The sequence below is a fragment of the Pseudomonas sp. GW823-FHT06E10 genome, assembly GCF_058794995.1.
Window position 1 is genome coordinate 100,336 of record NZ_JBXAHJ010000019.1, and the last position, 17,986, is coordinate 118,321.

Annotated in this window: 15 protein-coding genes; 4 read left to right on the forward strand and 11 right to left on the reverse strand. The window is 61.0% G+C overall.

Annotation, left to right across the window (positions count from 1 at the left end):
- Window positions 1-439 precede the first annotated feature (439 nt).
- Window positions 440-2,470 carry a DNA ligase D gene (ligD, locus tag AC1Q6Y_RS25225; RefSeq protein WP_492625392.1) on the forward strand — a complete coding sequence of 677 codons (2,031 nt, stop codon included), beginning with the start codon at window positions 440-442 and terminating at the stop codon, window positions 2,468-2,470.
- Between the two features lie 106 nt (window positions 2,471-2,576).
- Here the strand turns inward: ligD and AC1Q6Y_RS25230 are convergent, their stop codons facing one another.
- The 6 genes from AC1Q6Y_RS25230 to potE all read right to left on the reverse strand — a co-directional run bounded on the left by AC1Q6Y_RS25230 (window position 2,577) and on the right by potE (window position 9,749).
- Entirely contained in the window at window positions 2,577-3,251 is a 675-nt protein-coding gene (locus tag AC1Q6Y_RS25230; protein WP_057715435.1) for a DUF3313 domain-containing protein, read from the reverse strand.
- 50 nt (window positions 3,252-3,301) lie between these two features.
- Entirely contained in the window at window positions 3,302-4,570 is a 1,269-nt protein-coding gene (locus tag AC1Q6Y_RS25235) for an OmpP1/FadL family transporter (protein ID WP_492625393.1), read from the reverse strand.
- Window positions 4,571-4,947: 377 nt separating this feature from the next.
- Window positions 4,948-5,487, reverse strand: coding sequence for a hypothetical protein (locus AC1Q6Y_RS25240; protein ID WP_057715431.1), 540 nt, complete (start codon window positions 5,485-5,487; stop codon window positions 4,948-4,950).
- On the reverse strand, window positions 5,487-5,888 hold the full coding sequence (locus AC1Q6Y_RS25245) for a hypothetical protein (protein ID WP_008050481.1): 402 nt from the start codon (window positions 5,886-5,888) through the stop codon (window positions 5,487-5,489). The genes AC1Q6Y_RS25240 and AC1Q6Y_RS25245 overlap by 1 nt, the downstream gene beginning before the upstream one ends.
- Window positions 5,889-6,061: 173 nt before the next feature.
- The gene (locus AC1Q6Y_RS25250) at window positions 6,062-8,347 is read right to left on the reverse strand and encodes an Orn/Lys/Arg family decarboxylase (protein WP_057715430.1); all 2,286 of its coding nucleotides are present in this window, start codon (window positions 8,345-8,347) and stop codon (window positions 6,062-6,064) included.
- Between the two features lie 16 nt (window positions 8,348-8,363).
- Window positions 8,364-9,749 carry a putrescine-ornithine antiporter gene (gene potE, locus AC1Q6Y_RS25255; protein WP_057715429.1) on the reverse strand — a complete coding sequence of 462 codons (1,386 nt, stop codon included), beginning with the start codon at window positions 9,747-9,749 and terminating at the stop codon, window positions 8,364-8,366.
- Window positions 9,750-9,931: 182 nt separating this feature from the next.
- On the opposite strand from potE, the gene AC1Q6Y_RS25260 reads away from it, so the two are divergent.
- Together AC1Q6Y_RS25260 and AC1Q6Y_RS25265 are read left to right on the forward strand one after the other, a co-directional pair.
- A complete protein-coding gene (locus tag AC1Q6Y_RS25260) occupies window positions 9,932-10,261 on the forward strand; it encodes a hypothetical protein (protein ID WP_218498448.1) in 330 nt (109 codons plus the stop codon).
- Window positions 10,262-10,383: 122 nt separating this feature from the next.
- Window positions 10,384-10,800, forward strand: a complete 417-nt coding sequence (locus AC1Q6Y_RS25265) for an organic hydroperoxide resistance protein (protein ID WP_046040328.1) — start codon at window positions 10,384-10,386, stop codon at window positions 10,798-10,800.
- Between the two features lie 155 nt (window positions 10,801-10,955).
- Here the strand turns inward: AC1Q6Y_RS25265 and AC1Q6Y_RS25270 are convergent, their stop codons facing one another.
- The 5 genes from AC1Q6Y_RS25270 to AC1Q6Y_RS25290 form a co-directional block, all read right to left on the reverse strand.
- Window positions 10,956-11,465, reverse strand: a complete 510-nt coding sequence (locus tag AC1Q6Y_RS25270) for a copper chaperone PCu(A)C (protein WP_492625394.1) — start codon at window positions 11,463-11,465, stop codon at window positions 10,956-10,958.
- Window position 11,466: 1 nt separating this feature from the next.
- A complete protein-coding gene (locus AC1Q6Y_RS25275) occupies window positions 11,467-12,072 on the reverse strand; it encodes an SCO family protein (protein ID WP_057715426.1) in 606 nt (201 codons plus the stop codon).
- A gap of 309 nt (window positions 12,073-12,381) precedes the next feature.
- A complete protein-coding gene (locus tag AC1Q6Y_RS25280) occupies window positions 12,382-13,266 on the reverse strand; it encodes a ChaN family lipoprotein (RefSeq protein ID WP_492625395.1) in 885 nt (294 codons plus the stop codon).
- 52 nt (window positions 13,267-13,318) lie between these two features.
- A complete protein-coding gene (locus AC1Q6Y_RS25285) occupies window positions 13,319-14,086 on the reverse strand; it encodes a heme ABC transporter ATP-binding protein (RefSeq protein WP_492625396.1) in 768 nt (255 codons plus the stop codon).
- Entirely contained in the window at window positions 14,086-15,069 is a 984-nt protein-coding gene (locus AC1Q6Y_RS25290; RefSeq protein WP_340315833.1) for a FecCD family ABC transporter permease, read from the reverse strand. Before AC1Q6Y_RS25290 ends, AC1Q6Y_RS25285 begins: the two co-directional genes overlap by 1 nt.
- Window positions 15,070-15,450: 381 nt before the next feature.
- Between AC1Q6Y_RS25290 and metE the strand changes: the two genes are divergently transcribed.
- Window positions 15,451-17,739 carry a 5-methyltetrahydropteroyltriglutamate--homocysteine S-methyltransferase gene (gene metE, locus AC1Q6Y_RS25295; RefSeq protein WP_492625397.1) on the forward strand — a complete coding sequence of 763 codons (2,289 nt, stop codon included), beginning with the start codon at window positions 15,451-15,453 and terminating at the stop codon, window positions 17,737-17,739.
- Window positions 17,740-17,986: the final 247 nt, after the last annotated feature.

Consider the following 17,986-nt stretch of genomic DNA (forward strand, 5'->3'; position numbering starts at 1 on the left):
TCGCGATGCGGTCGACCCAGTCAATATCCCTGGAGCCTGACACACCGCCATCGCGAGCAAGCTCGCTCCCACATTTTGATCGCCGCCGAGCGCAGATTCCGTGTGCGCTGAAAAACACTGTGGGAGCGAGCTTGCTCGCGATGCGGTCGACCCAGTCAACATCCCTGGCGCCTGACACACCGCCATCGCGAGCAGGCTCGCTCCCACATTTTGATCGCCGCCGAGCGCAGATTCCGTGTGCGCTGAAAATCACTGTGGGAGCGAGCTTGCTCGCGAAGAACGATGACTCGGTCAACCTGCCGAAACACCAGCTGTACCCCGCGCCACAAGCCCGTCCGTCCGGGCCTTTTCAACGCCGATTGAATTATTGCTCCGTTCGCTGGCTCTGCTTGGTTAGGAGACGTTTGCATTCAACGTCCGGGCGCGAAGCAGGTGAGCCATGCCCCGCAACCTCGATGACTACAACCGCGTGCGTGATTTTTCGGCGACCACCAAGCCCGCCGCCAAACTTTCACGCCCGGGAAAATCATCGCCACTGACCGGCGCGCGCAAAGCCAGGCTGCCGGACCTGCTAAAGCCGGAGTTGGCGACGCTGGTGGAAAAAATCCCCGACGGACCGTGGCGCTACGAAATCAAATTCGACGGCTACCGGATCATGGCCCGCATCGATCATGGCGAGGTGAAGCTGATCACTCGCAATGGTCACGACTGGACCCACAAACTGCCAGGGCAGGCCATGGCCCTGACCGCGCTGGGCCTGGAATCGGCATGGCTCGACGGTGAAATGGTGGTGATGGACGAACAGGGTGTCCCTGACTTTCAGGCGCTGCAAAACGCCTTCGAAGCGGATCGCAGCGACGACATTCTCTACTACCTGTTCGACCTGCCGTACCTCAATGGCATGGACTTGCGCGAGGTGCCGGTCGAAGAGCGTCGAGCTGCGCTGGCGACGGTGCTCAATACCAGTGAGGAGCCGTTGCTGCGTTTCTCCAAGTCGTTTGGCGAGGAGCCCCGCGCCTTGCTCGACAGCGCCTGCCAGATGCACATGGAAGGGTTGATCGGCAAGCGCCAGGGGTCGTCCTATGTATCCCGGCGCAGCAGCGATTGGATCAAGCTCAAATGCCAGCATCGACAGGAATTCGTCATCGTCGGTTTCACCGAGCCGAAAGGCTCGCGCCATGCCTTCGGGGCGTTGCTGCTGGGACTGCATGATCACGATGGCGGCCAGTTGCGTTATGCCGGCAAAGTCGGCACCGGGTTCAACGAGGCGACCCTGCGCAGCCTCAATGATCAGCTCAAGCCCCTGCAGGTGAAAAAGCCGCCGGTGGTCAATCCACCCGGCGGTTCGCAGGCCAGGGACGTGCACTGGCTCAAACCCTGGCTGCTGGCGGAAGTGGCCTTCGCTGAAATGACCAGGGACGGTTCGGTGCGCCATGCCGTGTTTCATGGCCTGCGCAATGACAAACCGGCACGAGCCATCACCGAGGAGCGCGCGAAAACCGTGAAAACCTCCACTGCGAAAAAGGCTGGCACGGCGAAGCCCGCTGCCACGGGAAAGAAAACCGCACCCGCCCCCTCACAACTCGGTCTGGAGGAGGGCAAGGTACGCATCACCCACCCGGACCGGATGATCGACCCCGGCACCACCAAACTGCAACTGGCTCAGTACTACGCCAGCGTCGCCGAGTGGATCCTGCCCGAACTCAAGGATCGTCCGGTGGCGCTGGTGCGTGCGCCGGACGGTATCGCTGGCGAGCTGTTTTTCCAGAAGAATGCCGAGCACCTGGCGATCCCCGGCATCACCCTGCTGGATAAGCAGCTTACCGGCCAGCCGATGATGCTCATCAACAACGTCGAGGCGCTGGTTGGCGCGGTGCAGATGAACACTGTGGAACTGCATACCTGGAATGCGACGTCTGACAAACTCGACAAGCCGGATCGTTTTATCCTCGACCTTGATCCGGACCCGGCGCTGCCATGGAAACGCATGGTCGAGGCCACGCAGCTGACGCTGTCGGTGCTGGATGAACTGGGGCTCAAGGCGTTTCTGAAAACCAGCGGCGGCAAGGGAATTCACGTGGTGGTGCCGTTGACCCGCAAGCTCGGTTGGGATGAGGTCAAGGATTTCAGCCATGCCATTGTCAGTCACATGGCCAGGCTGTTGCCCGAGCGTTTTTCCGCGGTGTCGGGACCGAAGAACCGGGTCGGACGGATTTTCATCGATTACCTGCGCAACGGTCTGGGGGCGACCACCATTTGCGCCTACGCCGTACGTACCCGCGAGGGGTTGCCGGTGTCGATGCCGATCTGGCGCGAAGAGGTGGCCGAACTCAAGGGCGCCAATCAATGGAACCTGCAAAACGCGCATGAACGTCTGGCCGAAGTCGGGGATGAGCCCTGGGTGGACATGCCCAAAACCCGGCAAGCGATCACTGCCGAGATGCGCCGGCGGGTGGGGATGAAAAAGTGAACTGTGCCGATAGGAGCTGCTGAAGGCTGCGACCTTTGCATGGTTTCAATAACCTGAAGATCAAAGGATCGCAGCCCGCGGCAGCTCCTACGCGAGCAACCTGTTCTTACTTGAGGAATGCCTGGAAGTCGGTACCCAGTTTGTCGATCGCCGCCTTGAAGTCCTTGGCGGTAATCTTCTGGCTTTCGTTTTTCAGTTCGGTGCCGAACACCTTGCGCACCACTTTGGCTACGGTCTGGTTGCTCTTGGCGTCGACGAACTCGGCTTCGATGAACAGGGTGGTTTCCTGGTCACGGTGACCGGTGGCTGCCTGGGTTGCCCCGACTACGGCCGCGATGGGCACCACTTCATACCACTTCATGCCTTCGTTCTCGGCGTTCACCCCGGTAATCGCCGCGCGCATGATCAGGGGGCGCGAACCCGCCGGTGCGGAAGAGGTGTTGGTCACTACGCGGTATTTCTGGCCCAGCGTAGCCTTGGCCTTGCTGGTCATGTAGTTCTGAATGTCGGTCAGTGTCTGCTGGTTGACACGCTCATCGGGTTTGGGGGCCGGGTAGAGCTCCAGTTTGTTGAACACCACGGTGTCATAGGCATTCGGGTTCCACGCAGGGCTGACCCAACGCATCGCGGTGCCGCCGCTCGGCGTTTCGACTTCCTGCAGGTTGTTGTAGTTGGACAGGAAGCCTGAATATTGCTCCTTCTCAGTCACTTTCGAGGTGCAGCCGCCTAGCAACAGACTGGCCAGCGTAGCGCCGACGAGCAGTTTTCGGGACAGATTCATAGTGGTGTTTACTCCTTGGTTTAAATCGTCATTCTTTCGTTTACAAGACATCAGAATCGCCAGGTCATGTTTCCGTTTATAGCCTGAATCCAGGCATTGTCGAATTGACCGGAGATTCGATTGCCCGATACGGCCTTCGCCTGGTCCACCGGCATGTCGCCGAGCCAGACCATGGCCCAACTGACGTTGACATCGGTGTTCTCGTTCAGAGCATAGGTGGCTCCTGTCGCAATGCGCCAGGATTCACTCATCGGCACGACCACGCTGCGGTTGCTGTCCGAGACGGCGCTGCTGTCGTAGGCCACACCGACGTTCCACAACCACTGCTCGGTGGCCTGGTATTGCGCGCCAAGGGAGAGGTGCCAGGTGTCCTTGAAGCCGGCGTCGACTGTTGTCGATTGCGCTCCAAACGCCGTGGTGTCGACCTCTACGGCGATGTCGCCGAACTCGGACCAGTCCTGCCAGTTGGCCGAGGCGAGCAACGCCCATTGCCGGTCCAGTTGCTGGAAAAGGCTCAGGGTGACGGTTTGCGGCACCTTCATGTCCAGTTCGGTATCGGTGTTGTTGACGCGCTCGAGCAGGCGGCCATCGCCCTTGACGTCCAGCCGGTCTTTGAAGTCCAGGTCGACCTGGCTGGTGTAGGTCAGGCCGATGCGCGTGCCGGGTTGCGGGGCGTAGATCACGCCCACGTTGGCGCCATAGCCCCAGGTGTTGTCCCGGTACTTGTATTGGCCGTCAGAGCGGTCAGTGAAGCCGAAAGGGGAGCGGTCGATGGCGGTGTCTGCCTTTAACATGCCGTACATGGCCTTGATGCCCAGGCCGACCGACCACTGCTCATTGAAGCGATAAGCCACGCTCGGTACCAGCGACAGGCCGAGCAGGCTTGAGTTCTGCGCAAAGTAGCGGCCGGACCAGTCGTTGTCGTAATTGACCGCCAGGCCAAAATCGCCGTACTGGCCGAACCCGACGCTCCAGTGCTCGTCGAGTTCATGGCTGATGAAGAAGCTGCCACCGGGAATCGGATCGAGGGCGTTGCCACTGCCGCTGCCCGGGGTGTTGGTGCCGGAATCGCGGTCAAAGCTCAGGTCGCCGTACAGAACCTGCAAGCCGGCGGTGATTTGCGTGCCTGGCAGATAGCTCATGCCCGCAGGGTTGCTGGCGATGGTCGAGGGGCCTTGGGCACGGGCGGCGGCACCGGCGTTGGCCAGACCGGCGTTATCGGTGCCGATTTCATAGAGCATGATGCCGCCGGCCCAGGCTTGCTGGCAGCACAGGGCAAGTAGCGCAGAGGTGGGCAGGGCTGCTGTTTTTATCGGCATTGGAACCCCTCGGCAATTGTCCATTTCGAATACGGGTGGACTGCACCGGCTACCCGTGGATTCGGTTGTTATTTGGCCTTGTCAGCGGCCAGGGTCAGGCCAGGTGACGCCATCGCAGACAGCAAATCGCAAACTTCGAGGAGAAGGTTGTCCGGTTCCTGTCGAGCTCCTGCGTTCTTGCGTGAGTACATCGAGACGAGCCCCCAACCGTCATTGAATTTCGTTACCCCCGCCAAGAGCGTAGGTTTGAATGGCGGAATATCCAGTACTGGATAATCAGAAAGTTGGTGTTTCAGGCGAGTTGCACCGAAATCGCAAAATCTCCCAAGGAAGGCATAGCAGTGTCCCGGGATTCATGAGTGACCACCGATCCTGTTTCACCAGCGAAACATGGGCAGCGGGCGCAGCGGCGAGCGAATGAATTGACGGGCTGAAAGCTTCATCAGCATCGAGTGAAAGCCGTGATCGGGAAAGGTCGCCTGCACGGTTTTGATGAAGCTGCGGGGCAGGCCGAAACGCACCAGGCCCAGGGACACATCCACCAGATCGGCCTGGCGGAAGGGTTCGACGCTGGCAGCATAGGCGCCGCGATACCGGCGCAGTTTGTGATGCTCAAGTATCAATGCGCTGACTTCATCCTTCAGTTCCGCTCGTTGCTGGTTGTCGAGGTACTCGGTGGCCAGGGCAATGGACGGCGGCAGGTAGTCGAGGGTGTCATCGGTCCAGATGCCCAGGTCATGAAACGCCGCCGCGATTTGGACGGCGGCCGGGGGCAGGCCATCGGCACCGCTGAGGGCTCCATGGAAATTCAGCACCCGGTAAATGTGGTTGCGGTAGCCCTGCAGGTCGGCCCCGATGGCCAGGGCGAACGAGGTGAGAATCTCGTCGGTGAGGGGGAGTTCGAGAAGAAGCTTCATCAGGCGTCACGCAACAGGTCGTTGGCATTGAGCAGTTCGTAGGCGATCTCCGGGCGCTTTTCCATGGCCCGGCGAATGGCGGCGGGGATGTTGGCGCGGGTCTTGCGGCACAGCCCCGGCAGTTCGCCAATCTGGATACCGATGCCGCGCATGGTGCGCACTTCGTTGAAACCGGGTGCGATGTCCACGCGGATGCCCAATTGTTCGAGCATGCGCCGTTGCAGGTGCTCCAGATCGCTCAGGCTCTGCAGGTTCTCCAGGCGTTCGATCAGGCGTTTTTCTTCATTGCGGGTCAGAAACAGAATGCGCAGGTCCGCCCCTGGTGTTTCCAGCAACGGGTCACGCCCGCAGTCGCAGGCGCCGGGCGGGCAGGGTGAGCGGATCGCAGCGGTGGTGGTCATGGGGATCAATCATAGAGCGCTGTGATCGAGTTTGCCCATAGGGATTTCCGGGGTTTTACAATGCAATGTAGGAGCGAGCTTGCTCGCGAAGGTGTGTCAGTCGACATCAACGTAGCTGACACTCCATCGCGAGCAAGCTCGCTCTTACAGGGGTTGCGGTGAACCTGGCTAACTCATTTCAGTACCAGCATCCGGTAAACGCCATCTTCGACTTCGATCCCGTGGGTGTCATGGGTGAAGCCGGGGAAGGATTTGTCGAAGGCTTCCAGTGCCTTGAGATACGCCAGCAACGGACCGTCCGCAGGCCCTGCGTTCTCACCCGGCATGAGCAGCGGGATGCCTGGTGGATACGGGACGATACCGGTCGCGGCAAGGCGTCCGGCGGCCTCGTTGAGCGTCACCAGCTCGATGTCGTTACGCACCAGTTTTTCGTAGGCCTCCACCGGGCTGAACTCGGCTTTTGGCAGGGTGCCGAAGGCCTGGGACATGTTGGCGGTGGTCTTGTGTTTCTTCATGGCGGCGAAGATTTCGTCGGCCAGATCCTTCAGGCCCATGCCGGCATAGCGATGCTGGTTGGCGTTGTACAGGTCGGGCAGGCACAGCTCGAGCTCGGCGTTGTCGTCGTAGTCACGCTTGAAGTCGAGCAGGGCGTTGAGCAGCGTGCCCCACTTGCCTTTGGTGATGCCGATGGAGAACAGGAACAGGATGGTGAAATCGGTGGTTTTCTCGACCACGATACCCTGACGGCCCAAGTACGCCGTGACCACGCAAGCGGGGATACCGGAGGCGAGCAGGCTGCCGTCGTCGCCCATGCCCGGGCTGAGCACAGAGACCTTGATCGGGTCGAGCATGCAGTAGCCGTCTTCGATGTCGCCGAAGCCGTGCCATACCGCGTTCGGGTGCAGGACCCAGCAGTTCGGATCGGTTTTCAGCGTAGCCGGGTCGACCTCATGGAACGGCACGGCCGCTGCGCCAACCTGTACGGTCGGCGGCTGCCAGCAGGTGAAGAACCAGTCGTTCTTGCCCACCATCTCGTTGTGCATGCGCGAGAGAACCTGGCGGAAGCTGATGGCTTCTTCAATCGACTCGTTGGTGAGGATCTGCCCGCTCGGTGCTTCCATCATCGCCGAGCTGACGTCGCAGGACGCCATGATCGCGTAATTTGGCGAGGTCGAGGCGTGCATCATGTACGACTCGTTGAAGCGCGCATGTTCGATCGGGTTACGCCCGTCACGCACGTGGATCATCGAGGCCTGGGACAGGGCAGCCAGCAATTTGTGGGTCGACTGGGTGGCGAACACGGTCGGCTTGGACTTGTCGTGATCGGCCGGGTTGCCGTGCATGGCATGGCGTCCGCTGTACAGCGGGTTGAAGCGCGCATAACCGTACCAGGCTTCGTCGAAGTGCAGACGGTCCACGCTTTCGCCCAGCAGCTCTTCGACCCGGGTGACGTTGTAGGTCAGGCCGTCGTAGGTGGAGTTGGTGACGATGGCGTGCACTGGCGTCGGGTCGATGCCTTGCTTGACCAGCGGGTTGTTGGCGATGGCGGCTTTCACGCCTTCGGCGCTCAGGGTCTGCGGCAGGATCGGGCCGATGATGCCGTAGCGGTTGCGGGTCGGCACCAGGTAGGTCGGAATCGCCCCGGACAGGGTCATCGCGTGCTCGGCGGACTTGTGGCAATTGCGGTCGCACAGGGCGATCTGGTTGCGCGTGACGCTGGCCATGAGGATGACGCGGTTGGACATCGACGAGCCGTTGGTCACGTAATACGTGCGGTGGGCGCCGAAGACCTTGGCGGCATAGCGTTCACCCTGGCCGATAGGGCCACTGTGATCGAGCAGCGAACCGAGTTCGCCAACCGAGATCGACAGGTCGGAACGCAGCAGGTTCTCCCCGAAGAACTCGTAGAAGGCCCGGCCTGCGGTGCTCTTCAGGAAAGCCGTGCCGCCGGCATGGCCTGGGGTGTGCCACGAGTATTCATAGTTGCGGGCAAACTTCACCAGCGCGCCGAACATCGGCGGCAGAGCGGCCTGACGATAGCGTTCGATGGCGGCCAGGATGCGCCCGCTGAGGAAACGGGAGGTGTCCTCGGGCAGCCAGATGAAGTCGTCGGCGTGTTGCATGACCAGCAACGGAATGCTCGACGCGGTGGTGCGGTCGCTGATCAGGAACACCGGCACTCGCGTGTTGCGCTCGCGCAGCTTGACCAGCAATTTGGTGCAGTCGGCGTGGCCTTCGCTGGTGTCCATTTCCCACCGGATGAGCACGCATTGAATGGCAGGGTCCGAGCGCAGGATCGAGGCGGCATCGGTGAGGCTTTCCGAGGCCAGTACGCTGACGCCACGTCCCTCTACGTCGTGGACCAGTTGATCCAGGGCGCGGCCAAACACCGTTCGCTTGTCCGGCGGACTGCTGACCAGTAGCGCCAGCATGCCCAGCGAGTGTTTATATTCCGTCATGATTGATCCTCCAGAGTTAATTCAGGTTGTTGACCGGCACTGGCTCGGCAGTGAGGTGCTGCGCGCTGACGGTTTGTGTCGGTACGCTGTTGTTGAGCGCTTCGAGGCGGATCAGGCGGTTGTTGACGAAGCCGAACAGGGTGTAACCAACGATCGTGGCCACGCCGCCCAGCATCAGCGCCTGTTCACCGGAGCTGTACAACGCCAGGTAGCTGTAGGCCGCCGCGATCAGGGCGATGACGTTGGTCGCCAGTGCCTTGCCTTCCGGCACGTTGGAGACTTTCTGCATGGTCATCAGCGCGGCCATGGACAGGATGTACGGCACAAGGTTAGTGACCACCGCGAGGTTGACCAGGGTGTCGAACTGCTTGCTCAAGTCGGGGCTGATGGTGAGCAGGGCCAGCGCGGTCTGTGCCGCCAGCAGCACCAGCATGCCGACAATCGGCGTTCCCGCTTTGTTGCCCTTGGCAAAGATCGGCAAGAAGTAACCGGTGTCCGCCGAGCTTTTGTACACCTGGGCGATGGTGAACTGCCAACCCAGCAGCGAACCGATGCAGGCGAGCACCATGGCCGCCATCACGATGTCGCCGACCATCGGGGTGAACATCTTGGCGAACACCAGGCCGAACGGCGCAGTGGACGCGGCCAGTTCTTCGTTGCCGACGATACCGAAGATGACGTTGGTGGAGACGATGTAGATCACCGCTGCACCCAGGGTGCCGCCCAGCACGGCAATCGGTACGTTGCGCTCAGGGTTTTCCACCGCGTCGGTGTTGGCGCAAGCCGATTCAAGGCCAAGGAAGGCCCACAGGGTAATTGCCACCGAGGCGCCTGCCGCTTCGAACCAGCCTTTGTCGTGGGGGTTCCAGCCAGCGGCGTATACGCTGCTGTCGAACCAGAACCAGCCCACCGTTGAGACCAGCACCACCGGTGCAATCACACCCCAGACCGTCACCGCGCCGATACGGCCGGTAATGCTGGCGCCGCCAAAGTTGGCGAAGGTGGTGATCCACAACAGGGCAATAGTGGCCAGGCCTACTTGCAGTGAGTCGAGTTCTATCCCGAACAACACCTGGATATAACCGACCGCTGTAATACTGATCGCCACGTTGGCTATCAACAGCGAGAGGCCGTAGGTGTAGTTGGTGATGTAGTTACCTGCTTTACCGAAGGTGTATTCGGCATAACCGCCCATGCCGCCGGTCTTGCGGCTGAGCATCCCGCATCGCGCAAAGGCGTACGCCAGAGCGAGGGAGCCGGTGGCCGTTATCAGCCAGGAGAGGATCGAAATTGCACCGACTTCCGCGAGTTTCGTCGGTAGCAGCACAATGCCTGAGCCCAACATGTTGACCGCGGTCAACATTGTCAGTTGCCCCACACTCATTTTCTTTGCGACTGACATTCCGTTGCCTCACTTAGTTGGCGATTGAGAGTCTTAGCTATAGCAAAGGATTGAAAACTCGCAAGAAATAACGTCACACATCTCGTTTTCGCACTAATTTGCAAAAAAGGCACGATGCTGGCCCCCAAGTTTAAAAATCCTCAGCAAAATTAGTTCATTTTCAGCTAGTTAAACAGGTCAAGATGCGCAAGACATGGATCGCGTTAATGCCGTTAGTTATCGCGGGTGTAGCCCATTCGGCTCAAGCCAAAGAACTGGCCACCCATGATCAATACATGTGCAGTTGGGGGGCGGGAACCGCCGCAAGGGCACAGGAGCTCAAGCTTTCAGGCGTTTCTCTGTACGCCGCACGCCAAAAAATCCAGGTCTACAAGTTTGCAAAATCCTGGATGCGCATGATGGCACTTGGCATTACAGAGCAAACTTATGACAGTCCGTCGCGATTCAAGCCGACTGCTGTACGCCAGAGCTTTTATGAGGACTGCGTCAGGTACAAGTTGGCGCGTAAATAAAGTAGAAGGGGGCGCTGGTCGGATCGACCGCGAGGCGGGGCTGCGACGACTATATTGATTGACCATCCCAGCGACCCGATGGGGTGAAAACCGGTTATTTACAACTCAATCAGGAGGTCAACATGAGCCAGATCGATAAAGTGTTGTACACCGCCCAAACCCACACCACCGGCGGGCGTGACGGCGCGTCCCGCAGCTCCGACGGTATCCTCGATGTGAAGCTGTCGTCCCCGGGCGCGGGTGGCGGCGGAACCAATCCGGAGCAACTGTTCGCTGCCGGGTGGTCCGCCTGTTTCATCGGCGCCATGCAAGTTGCAGCCAGGGAAATGAAAGTGGCGTTGCCCAAGGATGTGGCCGTCGATGCCGAGGTTGATTTGGGCACCAATGAAGGCGGCTATCTGCTGCAGGCGCGGCTCAATGTCAGCCTGCCGGGGCTGGACCGTGAAACTGCACAAAAAATCGTCGACACCGGGCACCAGTATTGCCCGTACTCGAAAGCCACGCGCAACAACATCAACGTGGTGCTCAAGCTTGTTTGAGTTGACGTGAAAAGGACTCGTATTCACTGAAGATCAAACTGTGGGAGCGAGCTTGCTCGCGATGGCGGAGTGTCAGGCGACATCGATGTCGAATGTTCCTGCCTCATCGCGAGCAAGCTCGCTCCCACAGGTCCTGTGTTTAACTGACGGAGCAATCAATTCATCTTGCTGTGATCATGCATCATCTTGCTGTGATCCATGGTGCCGATCGCCTTGGCAACGGCTTCGACCTGAATCGATTCTTTCTCGCCCTTGGCGTCTTCCACGGTCAGGGTCAGTGGCACCTTGTCGCCTTCCTTGATCTGACCTGTGAGATTCATCAGCATGATGTGATAGCCATTGGGATCGAAGCTCACCGGCTTGCCGGCTGGCAGCGCAACGGACTGCACCTGCTGCATTTTCATCACGTCGTCTTTCATGCTCATTTCATGAATCTGCACTAGCTTGGCAACCGGCGTTTGCACGCTCAGCAACTTGCTGTCGCTGCTGGCGATGACGGTCATGAAGGCGCCGCTCGACGGCTGACCGGCCACGGTGGCGCGGACCCAGGCGTCGTCGACCCGGGTTTGTGCCGATACCTGAAAGGCCAGGCCGACCAGGGACAAGCCCAGTGCCAGTTGCTTGCAGCCTTGCACGAAGCGGTTTTTAGCTTGCGGGGCATTCATTTCAGCAAACCTCCATCACGGTGAGCAGGTCTTCTGCGCACTCTTTGGCCGTCAGGGACGCGGACAGCCCCAGGCGCAGATTGCCCCGGGAGTCGAAGACAAAACTGGTCGCGGTATGGGAGAGGGTATAGGTATCGCCGCTCGGGACTTTCTCAAAGAACACGCCGAATTCCTTGGCGGTGGCGGCGGTTTCTTCAAGCGTGCCGTACAGGGCTTCGAAACTCGGGTCGAACGCCTTGACGTACTGGTCCAGCAACTCTGGCGTGTCGCGTTCAGGGTCCAGGGTGATGAAGATAACCTGCAGCCTTTCGCCATCGCGCCCCATCAGCTTCTTGGCCTGCGCGGCGCGGGCCAGGGTGGTCGGGCACACGGCCGGGCATTGGGTGAAACCGAAGAACACCATCGGCATCAGGCCGCGATAGCTGCCCAGCATCCTGGTTTCGCCTTCAGGGTTCTTGAGCTTGAAGTTACGCCCCATGATCTTGTCGCTGAGGTCCTTGCCGTAGTTGAACGACAGCTTGCTGCTGTCGTCGCAACCGGCGAGCAGGCCCAGGCTCAACAGGCCCATGCCTTGCAGGACAGTCCGGCGGGTATACAAAGTACTCATGAAAAAAGCATCCTGTTGAACAGGCTGAAATGACAGCGTGATGACTGTACAGACGAAAAAATCGCGGGGATGTTAACAAACTGTGCCGGTGTCGGAGGGGCGGATACGACCATTGGACCGACGCACAGGCGTGACATAGTGTCGCGCCGGCAGGCCGACACCTGTGGCGAGGGGGCTCGCCCCCGTTGGACTACGAAGTAGTCCCAATCCAGGCAATGCGGTTTGTCTGAGTAACCGCGATTGCAGGGTTCAGGGTCGCTGCGCGACCCAACGGGGGCAAGCCCCCTCACCACAATGTTTCGGTCGGGTTTAGCGACGCAATTGCGCGCAATGATCCTGTTCCGGTTGCGCGGCGGTGTACCACACGTAATCCGCACGCTCGGCGGTCACGGTCTTGCCCGCTTCGGCCAGGATCAGCACCGCATTCCCTTCACCGGCACCGAGGTCCTTCAGGTGCAGTGGCACCCCCAGATCCTTGCGCACGTGGAAGGCACCGGCCAGCAGCAACGCCGGCGTCGGCGCGGCCATCAGGCGCTCGGCCATGCGCCGGTCACGCTGTTGTTGCACGGCGAGCATTGCCGGCATCTGCGCTTCGGGCAGCAGGCCGCAATGGGATTGGCGGATGTCATCCAGCAAGGTCGCCCGCACCTGTTGGGTGGTGGACGCTTGCCCCGTAAGTACCGGGCGCTGTTTGTAGATTTGCATGATCTGCACGCGGTCCAGGTTCGCCGCCAGCAGCGGATACGGTTGCCGCAGCGCGTAGGTGACGAGTGCGCCATAAACACTCCAGTCCCAATTGGCCTGCCAGGCCAGCGCCGTGAACGCATCGGCCGGTGGTTGGCCCGCGCGGGTCACGGCTTGCGCGGCATCGACCCTGGCCTGTTGATCGGGGTTGAGCATCTCCATCAGCAGGCTGCCCTGGGGGCGTTGTGTCGCCAGTTCGCGCAGCAGCCACAATTGCAGGGCGTGGTGGTCCGGGTTGTCGTGCTGTTCACCGACCAATACCCGAGGCACAACAGCCAGGCGTTGGACAAGTTCTTGCGGCGTCAGCGTACGGCCCGTGGCGAGTTCACGGATGACTCCGAGGTCGGCGTGATCACGGCTGTGCGGGGCGATCGGCGCCGGCAGTGGTGTGACCTGATGGATTTGGCAGGCAGCCAACAGGCTGAATGCACAGAGCAACAGAAAGCGCATCGGTTTTCCTTATTGGACAGGTGCCCCCTCGATGACGGAAGAGGGGGCGGCATCAGCGCGCGATGATCAGCGGGTGGCCGCGTTCCGGGTGCTGGTGAATCAGCACTTGTAGTCCATACACCGCCGCCATCGCTTCGGTGGTCAGTACTTCTGCCGGTGGACCGTAGGCGTGGGGCAGGCCCTGATGCAACAACAGTAGTTGATCGCAGTAACGGGCAGCCAGATTGAGGTCGTGCAGAATCACCAGCACGGCAACCCCGCGCTCGGCGAAGTCACGCACGGCTTGCAAAATGGTGTGCTGATGCAGCGGATCGAGCATCGACGTCGGTTCATCGAGCAGCAGGGTTTGCCCCTCGGCACCCGGCCAGAGCTGAGCGAGCACCCGCGCCAGATGCACGCGCTGGCGTTCACCGCCGGACAGGGCCAGGTAGCTGCGTCCGGCAAGATGAAGCGCATCGGCGGCTTTGAGCGACTCGGCGACGATTTCGGCATCGCGCACGCGGCCGCTGGCGTGAGGCAAGCGACCCATGCCGACGATTTCATTGACCGAAAACGCAAAGCTCAGGCTCGAACTCTGCGGCAGCACGGCCAGGCGCTTGGCCCGTTCCTGTCCCGGCCAGTCGGCGAGTGGACGCTCGTCGAGGCTGACCCTGCCTTCACTGGTCGCCAGCTCACCACACAAAGCGGCGAGCAGGGTGCTTTTGCCGGCGCCGTTCGGCCCCAGCACACCCAGCACTTCCCCGGGGCGCAACTCGATATCGATGTTGGTCAGCACCGTGCGCTTGCCACGGCGTACCAGCAGGTTGTTTGCCCGCAGCATCAGGAGCGTCCTCGCACCAGCAGATAAAGAAAGAACGGAGCGCCGATCAGTGCAGTCACAATACCGATTGGCAATTCGGCTGGCGCCAACAACAAACGCGCCGCCAGATCGGCCAGCAACAGCAGGCTGGCACCGGCCAGCAACGACGCGGGCAGCAACACCCGGTGATCCGGGCCGACCAGCAGGCGCATCAGGTGCGGCACCACCAGGCCGATGAAACCGATCAGCCCGGCCGCCGCGACTGCCGCGCCGACGCCGAGCGCCGTGCACAACACCAGCTCAAGCTTGATCCGCTCGATGTCAAAACCCAGGTGACGGGCCTCCGATTCACCCAGCAGCAATGCATTGAGCGCCGCCGCCCTGCGGGGCAACCACAACGCCACGCCCAGGGTGACGATCAGCAACGGCCACAAGCGCGGGTAGCTGGCACCGTTGAGGCTGCCCAGGTTCCAGAACGTCAGGGTGCGCAAGGTGGCATCGTCGGCCAGGTAGGTGAACAGCCCGACCCCGGCACCGGCCATGGCCGTCATCGCCACACCCGCCAAGAGCATGGTGGCAACGTCGGTTTGCCCGTTGCGGCGACCGAAGCGATACACCACCGCCGTGACGATCAGGCCACCGGCAAAGGCGCACACCGATAGCAAGTAGGGTTCGATCGCAGGCGGCAAGCCACCGAGCAGGCTGCCGCCGACGATGGCAAGGGCGGCACCGAGCGCAGCACCGCCGGACACACCGACCAGACCCGGATCGGCCAAGGGATTGCGGAACAACCCCTGCATCGCCACGCCGGACAACGCCAGTACCGACCCCACGGCGATGCCGAGCAAGCTGCGCGGCAGGCGAATCTGCCCGAGGATCAACTCCGCCTGCTGCGTGTCACCACCGTCAAGTGGCAACCCGAGCAGACGCATCCCGCCCAGCAAGGTATCGCCCAGGGGCAGGCTGACCGGTCCGAGGGCCAGGGACAGCCAGAACACCAGCACCAGCAACAGCAGCAAAAAGATCAACGTCGGACGCGGCCGAAAGATGGCCGTCATGGGCTGATCCCGGCGGTCTGCGCTTTGGCGTCCGGGCAGGGCGCCGTGACACAGGCCGGCAGTGTTTTGATACGCATCGGGACTATTCCTTAGCCGATCAGAGGGAGGGCGGGTATCGAAACTTTCGTAGCGGGTGATGATGCCATTGACGCGCGGCTTACGCACACGCCACGGGCGAGCGCCTTGAACCAGATGTCCATCCAGCGCCAGCTGCGCAGTGCTTCGGATCATGAGAAGAACTTGTGATCATCACGATTAAAATGAGTTTGTCTCACTCGCTGACACTGTCGACAATGGCTCCCATCGAACGCATTGGAGTTATTTGACATGGCTGTGGCCCATTCCCTTGGTTTTCCGCGCATTGGTCGCGACCGCGAACTGAAAAAGGCTCAAGAGGCGTTCTGGAAGGGCGAACTCGACGAAGCCGGCCTGCGCACCGTGGGCCGCGACCTGCGCAAGACCCACTGGGACTTGCAGAAAAAGGCCGGCATCGAGTTGCTGCCGGTCGGCGACTTCGCCTGGTACGACCAGGTCCTGACCCACTCGTTGATGTTCGGTGTGATCCCTGAGCGATTCCGCCCGCACGATGGCAAGGCCAGCCTGCAAACCCTGTTCGGCATGGCGCGCGGTGTGAGCGACAGCTGCTGCGGCGGCGCGCATGCCCAGGAAATGACCAAGTGGTTCGACACCAACTATCACTACCTTGTCCCTGAGTTCAGCGCCGATCAGCAGTTCCAGCTCGGCTGGGACCAGTTGTTCGAAGAAGTCGAGGAAGCCCGCGCACTGGGGCACAACGTCAAGCCGGTGATCATCGGCCCACTGACTTACCTGTGGCTGGGCAAGGCCAAGGGCGTCGAATTCGACAAGCTGGAGCTGCTGGATCGTCTGTTGCCGTTGTACGGCCAGATCTTCCAGCGCCTGGCGGCACAGGGCGTCGAGTGGGTGCAAATCGACGAGCCGATCCTGGTGCTCGACCTGCCGCAGGACTGGAAAAACGCATTTGAGCGGGCCTACAACCTGATTCAGCGTGACCCGTTGAAGAAACTGGTCGCCACGTACTTCGGTGGGCTGGAAGAAAACCTGGGCCTGGCCGCCAACCTGCCGGTGGACGGCCTGCACATCGATCTGGTGCGTGCGCCTGAGCAGTACCCGACCATCCTCGATCGCCTGCCGGCCTACAAAGTGCTGTCGCTGGGCCTGGTCAACGGCCGTAACGTCTGGCGCTGCGACCTGGAAAACGCGTTGGCCACCCTGCAGCATGCTCATGAGCGTCTGGGTGATCGGCTGTGGGTCGCGCCATCCTGCTCTCTGCTGCACAGCCCGGTTGATCTGGAGCGTGAAGACAAGCTCGATGCCGAACTGAAAAGCTGGCTGGCGTTTGCCGTGCAGAAGTGTGAAGAAGTCGCAGTGCTGGCTCAGGCCGTCAACGAGCCGGAAGCGCCGAAGGTGCTTGAAGCGCTGACCCAAAGCCGCGCCGTGCAGGCCAGCCGTGCTGCCTCGCCACGCATCCACAAACCGGCCGTGCAGGCGCGAGTGGCCGCCATCACCGCCAAGGACAGCCAGCGTCATTCGCTGTTTGCCCAGCGTATCGAGAAACAGCGCGCCGGCCTGAACCTGCCGCTGTTCCCGACCACCACCATCGGTTCGTTCCCGCAAACCGCGTCGATCCGTCTGGCTCGCCAGTCGTTCAAGCAAGGCAAGCTGACCGAAGCCGAATACACCGAAGCGATGCACAGTGAGATCCGTCACGCCGTGCAAGTGCAGGAAAACCTGGGCCTGGACGTGCTGGTGCATGGTGAAGCCGAGCGTAACGACATGGTCGAATACTTCGCCGAGCAACTTGACGGCTATGTGTTCACCCGTTTCGGCTGGGTCCAGAGCTACGGCTCGCGTTGCGTGAAACCGGCGGTGATCTTCGGTGACCTGAGCCGTCCGAAAGCCATGACCGTGGAGTGGATTCGCTACGCCCAGGGCCTCACCGACAAGGTGATGAAGGGCATGCTGACCGGTCCCGTAACCATGCTGATGTGGTCGTTCCCTCGTGAAGACGTGACCCGCGAAGTGCAGGCTCGTCAACTGGCCCTGGCGATCCGTGATGAAGTGGTGGACCTGGAAGCCGCCGGGATCAAGATCGTGCAGATCGACGAAGCCGCGTTCCGCGAAGGCCTGCCGTTGCGCCAGGCGCAGTGGCAGCACTACCTGGACTGGGCGACCGAAGTGTTCCGCCTGTGCGCCTCCGGTGTGCGCGACGAAACCCAGATCCACACCCACATGTGCTACAGCGAGTTCAACGATGTGATCGAGTCCATCGCCGCCATGGATGCCGACGTGATCACCATCGAAACCTCGCGCTCGGACATGGAACTGCTGGACGCGTTCGAAGCCTTCGCCTACCCGAACGAAATCGGCCCGGGCGTGTATGACATCCACTCGCCAAGGGTGCCGGACTCTTCGGAAATGGCCAACCTGCTGCGCAAGGCCGCCAAGCGTATTCCCGCCGACCGCCTGTGGGTCAACCCGGACTGCGGCCTGAAGACCCGCGGTTGGCCGGAAACCGAAGCGGCGCTGGTGCACATGGTCAACGCTGCGCGTCAGCTGCGTAAAGAGTGGGCCTGACGCTGTATTGGGTGCACCACTGAAACCTGTGGCCTCATCGCGAGCAAGCTCGCTCCCACAGTGATTTGTGTGGTTCGCAGATTTTGCGTACAGCCGCAGAACCTGTGGGAGCGAGCCTGCTCGCGATGGCGGAATGTCAGGCGAAATCGATGTTGAATGTGCCGGCCTCTTCGCGAGCAAGCTGAACTGGCCTAATAATTCCGGACACCTCTTAAGGGCGATATGATTTCGCCAACTTGGAGGTTCC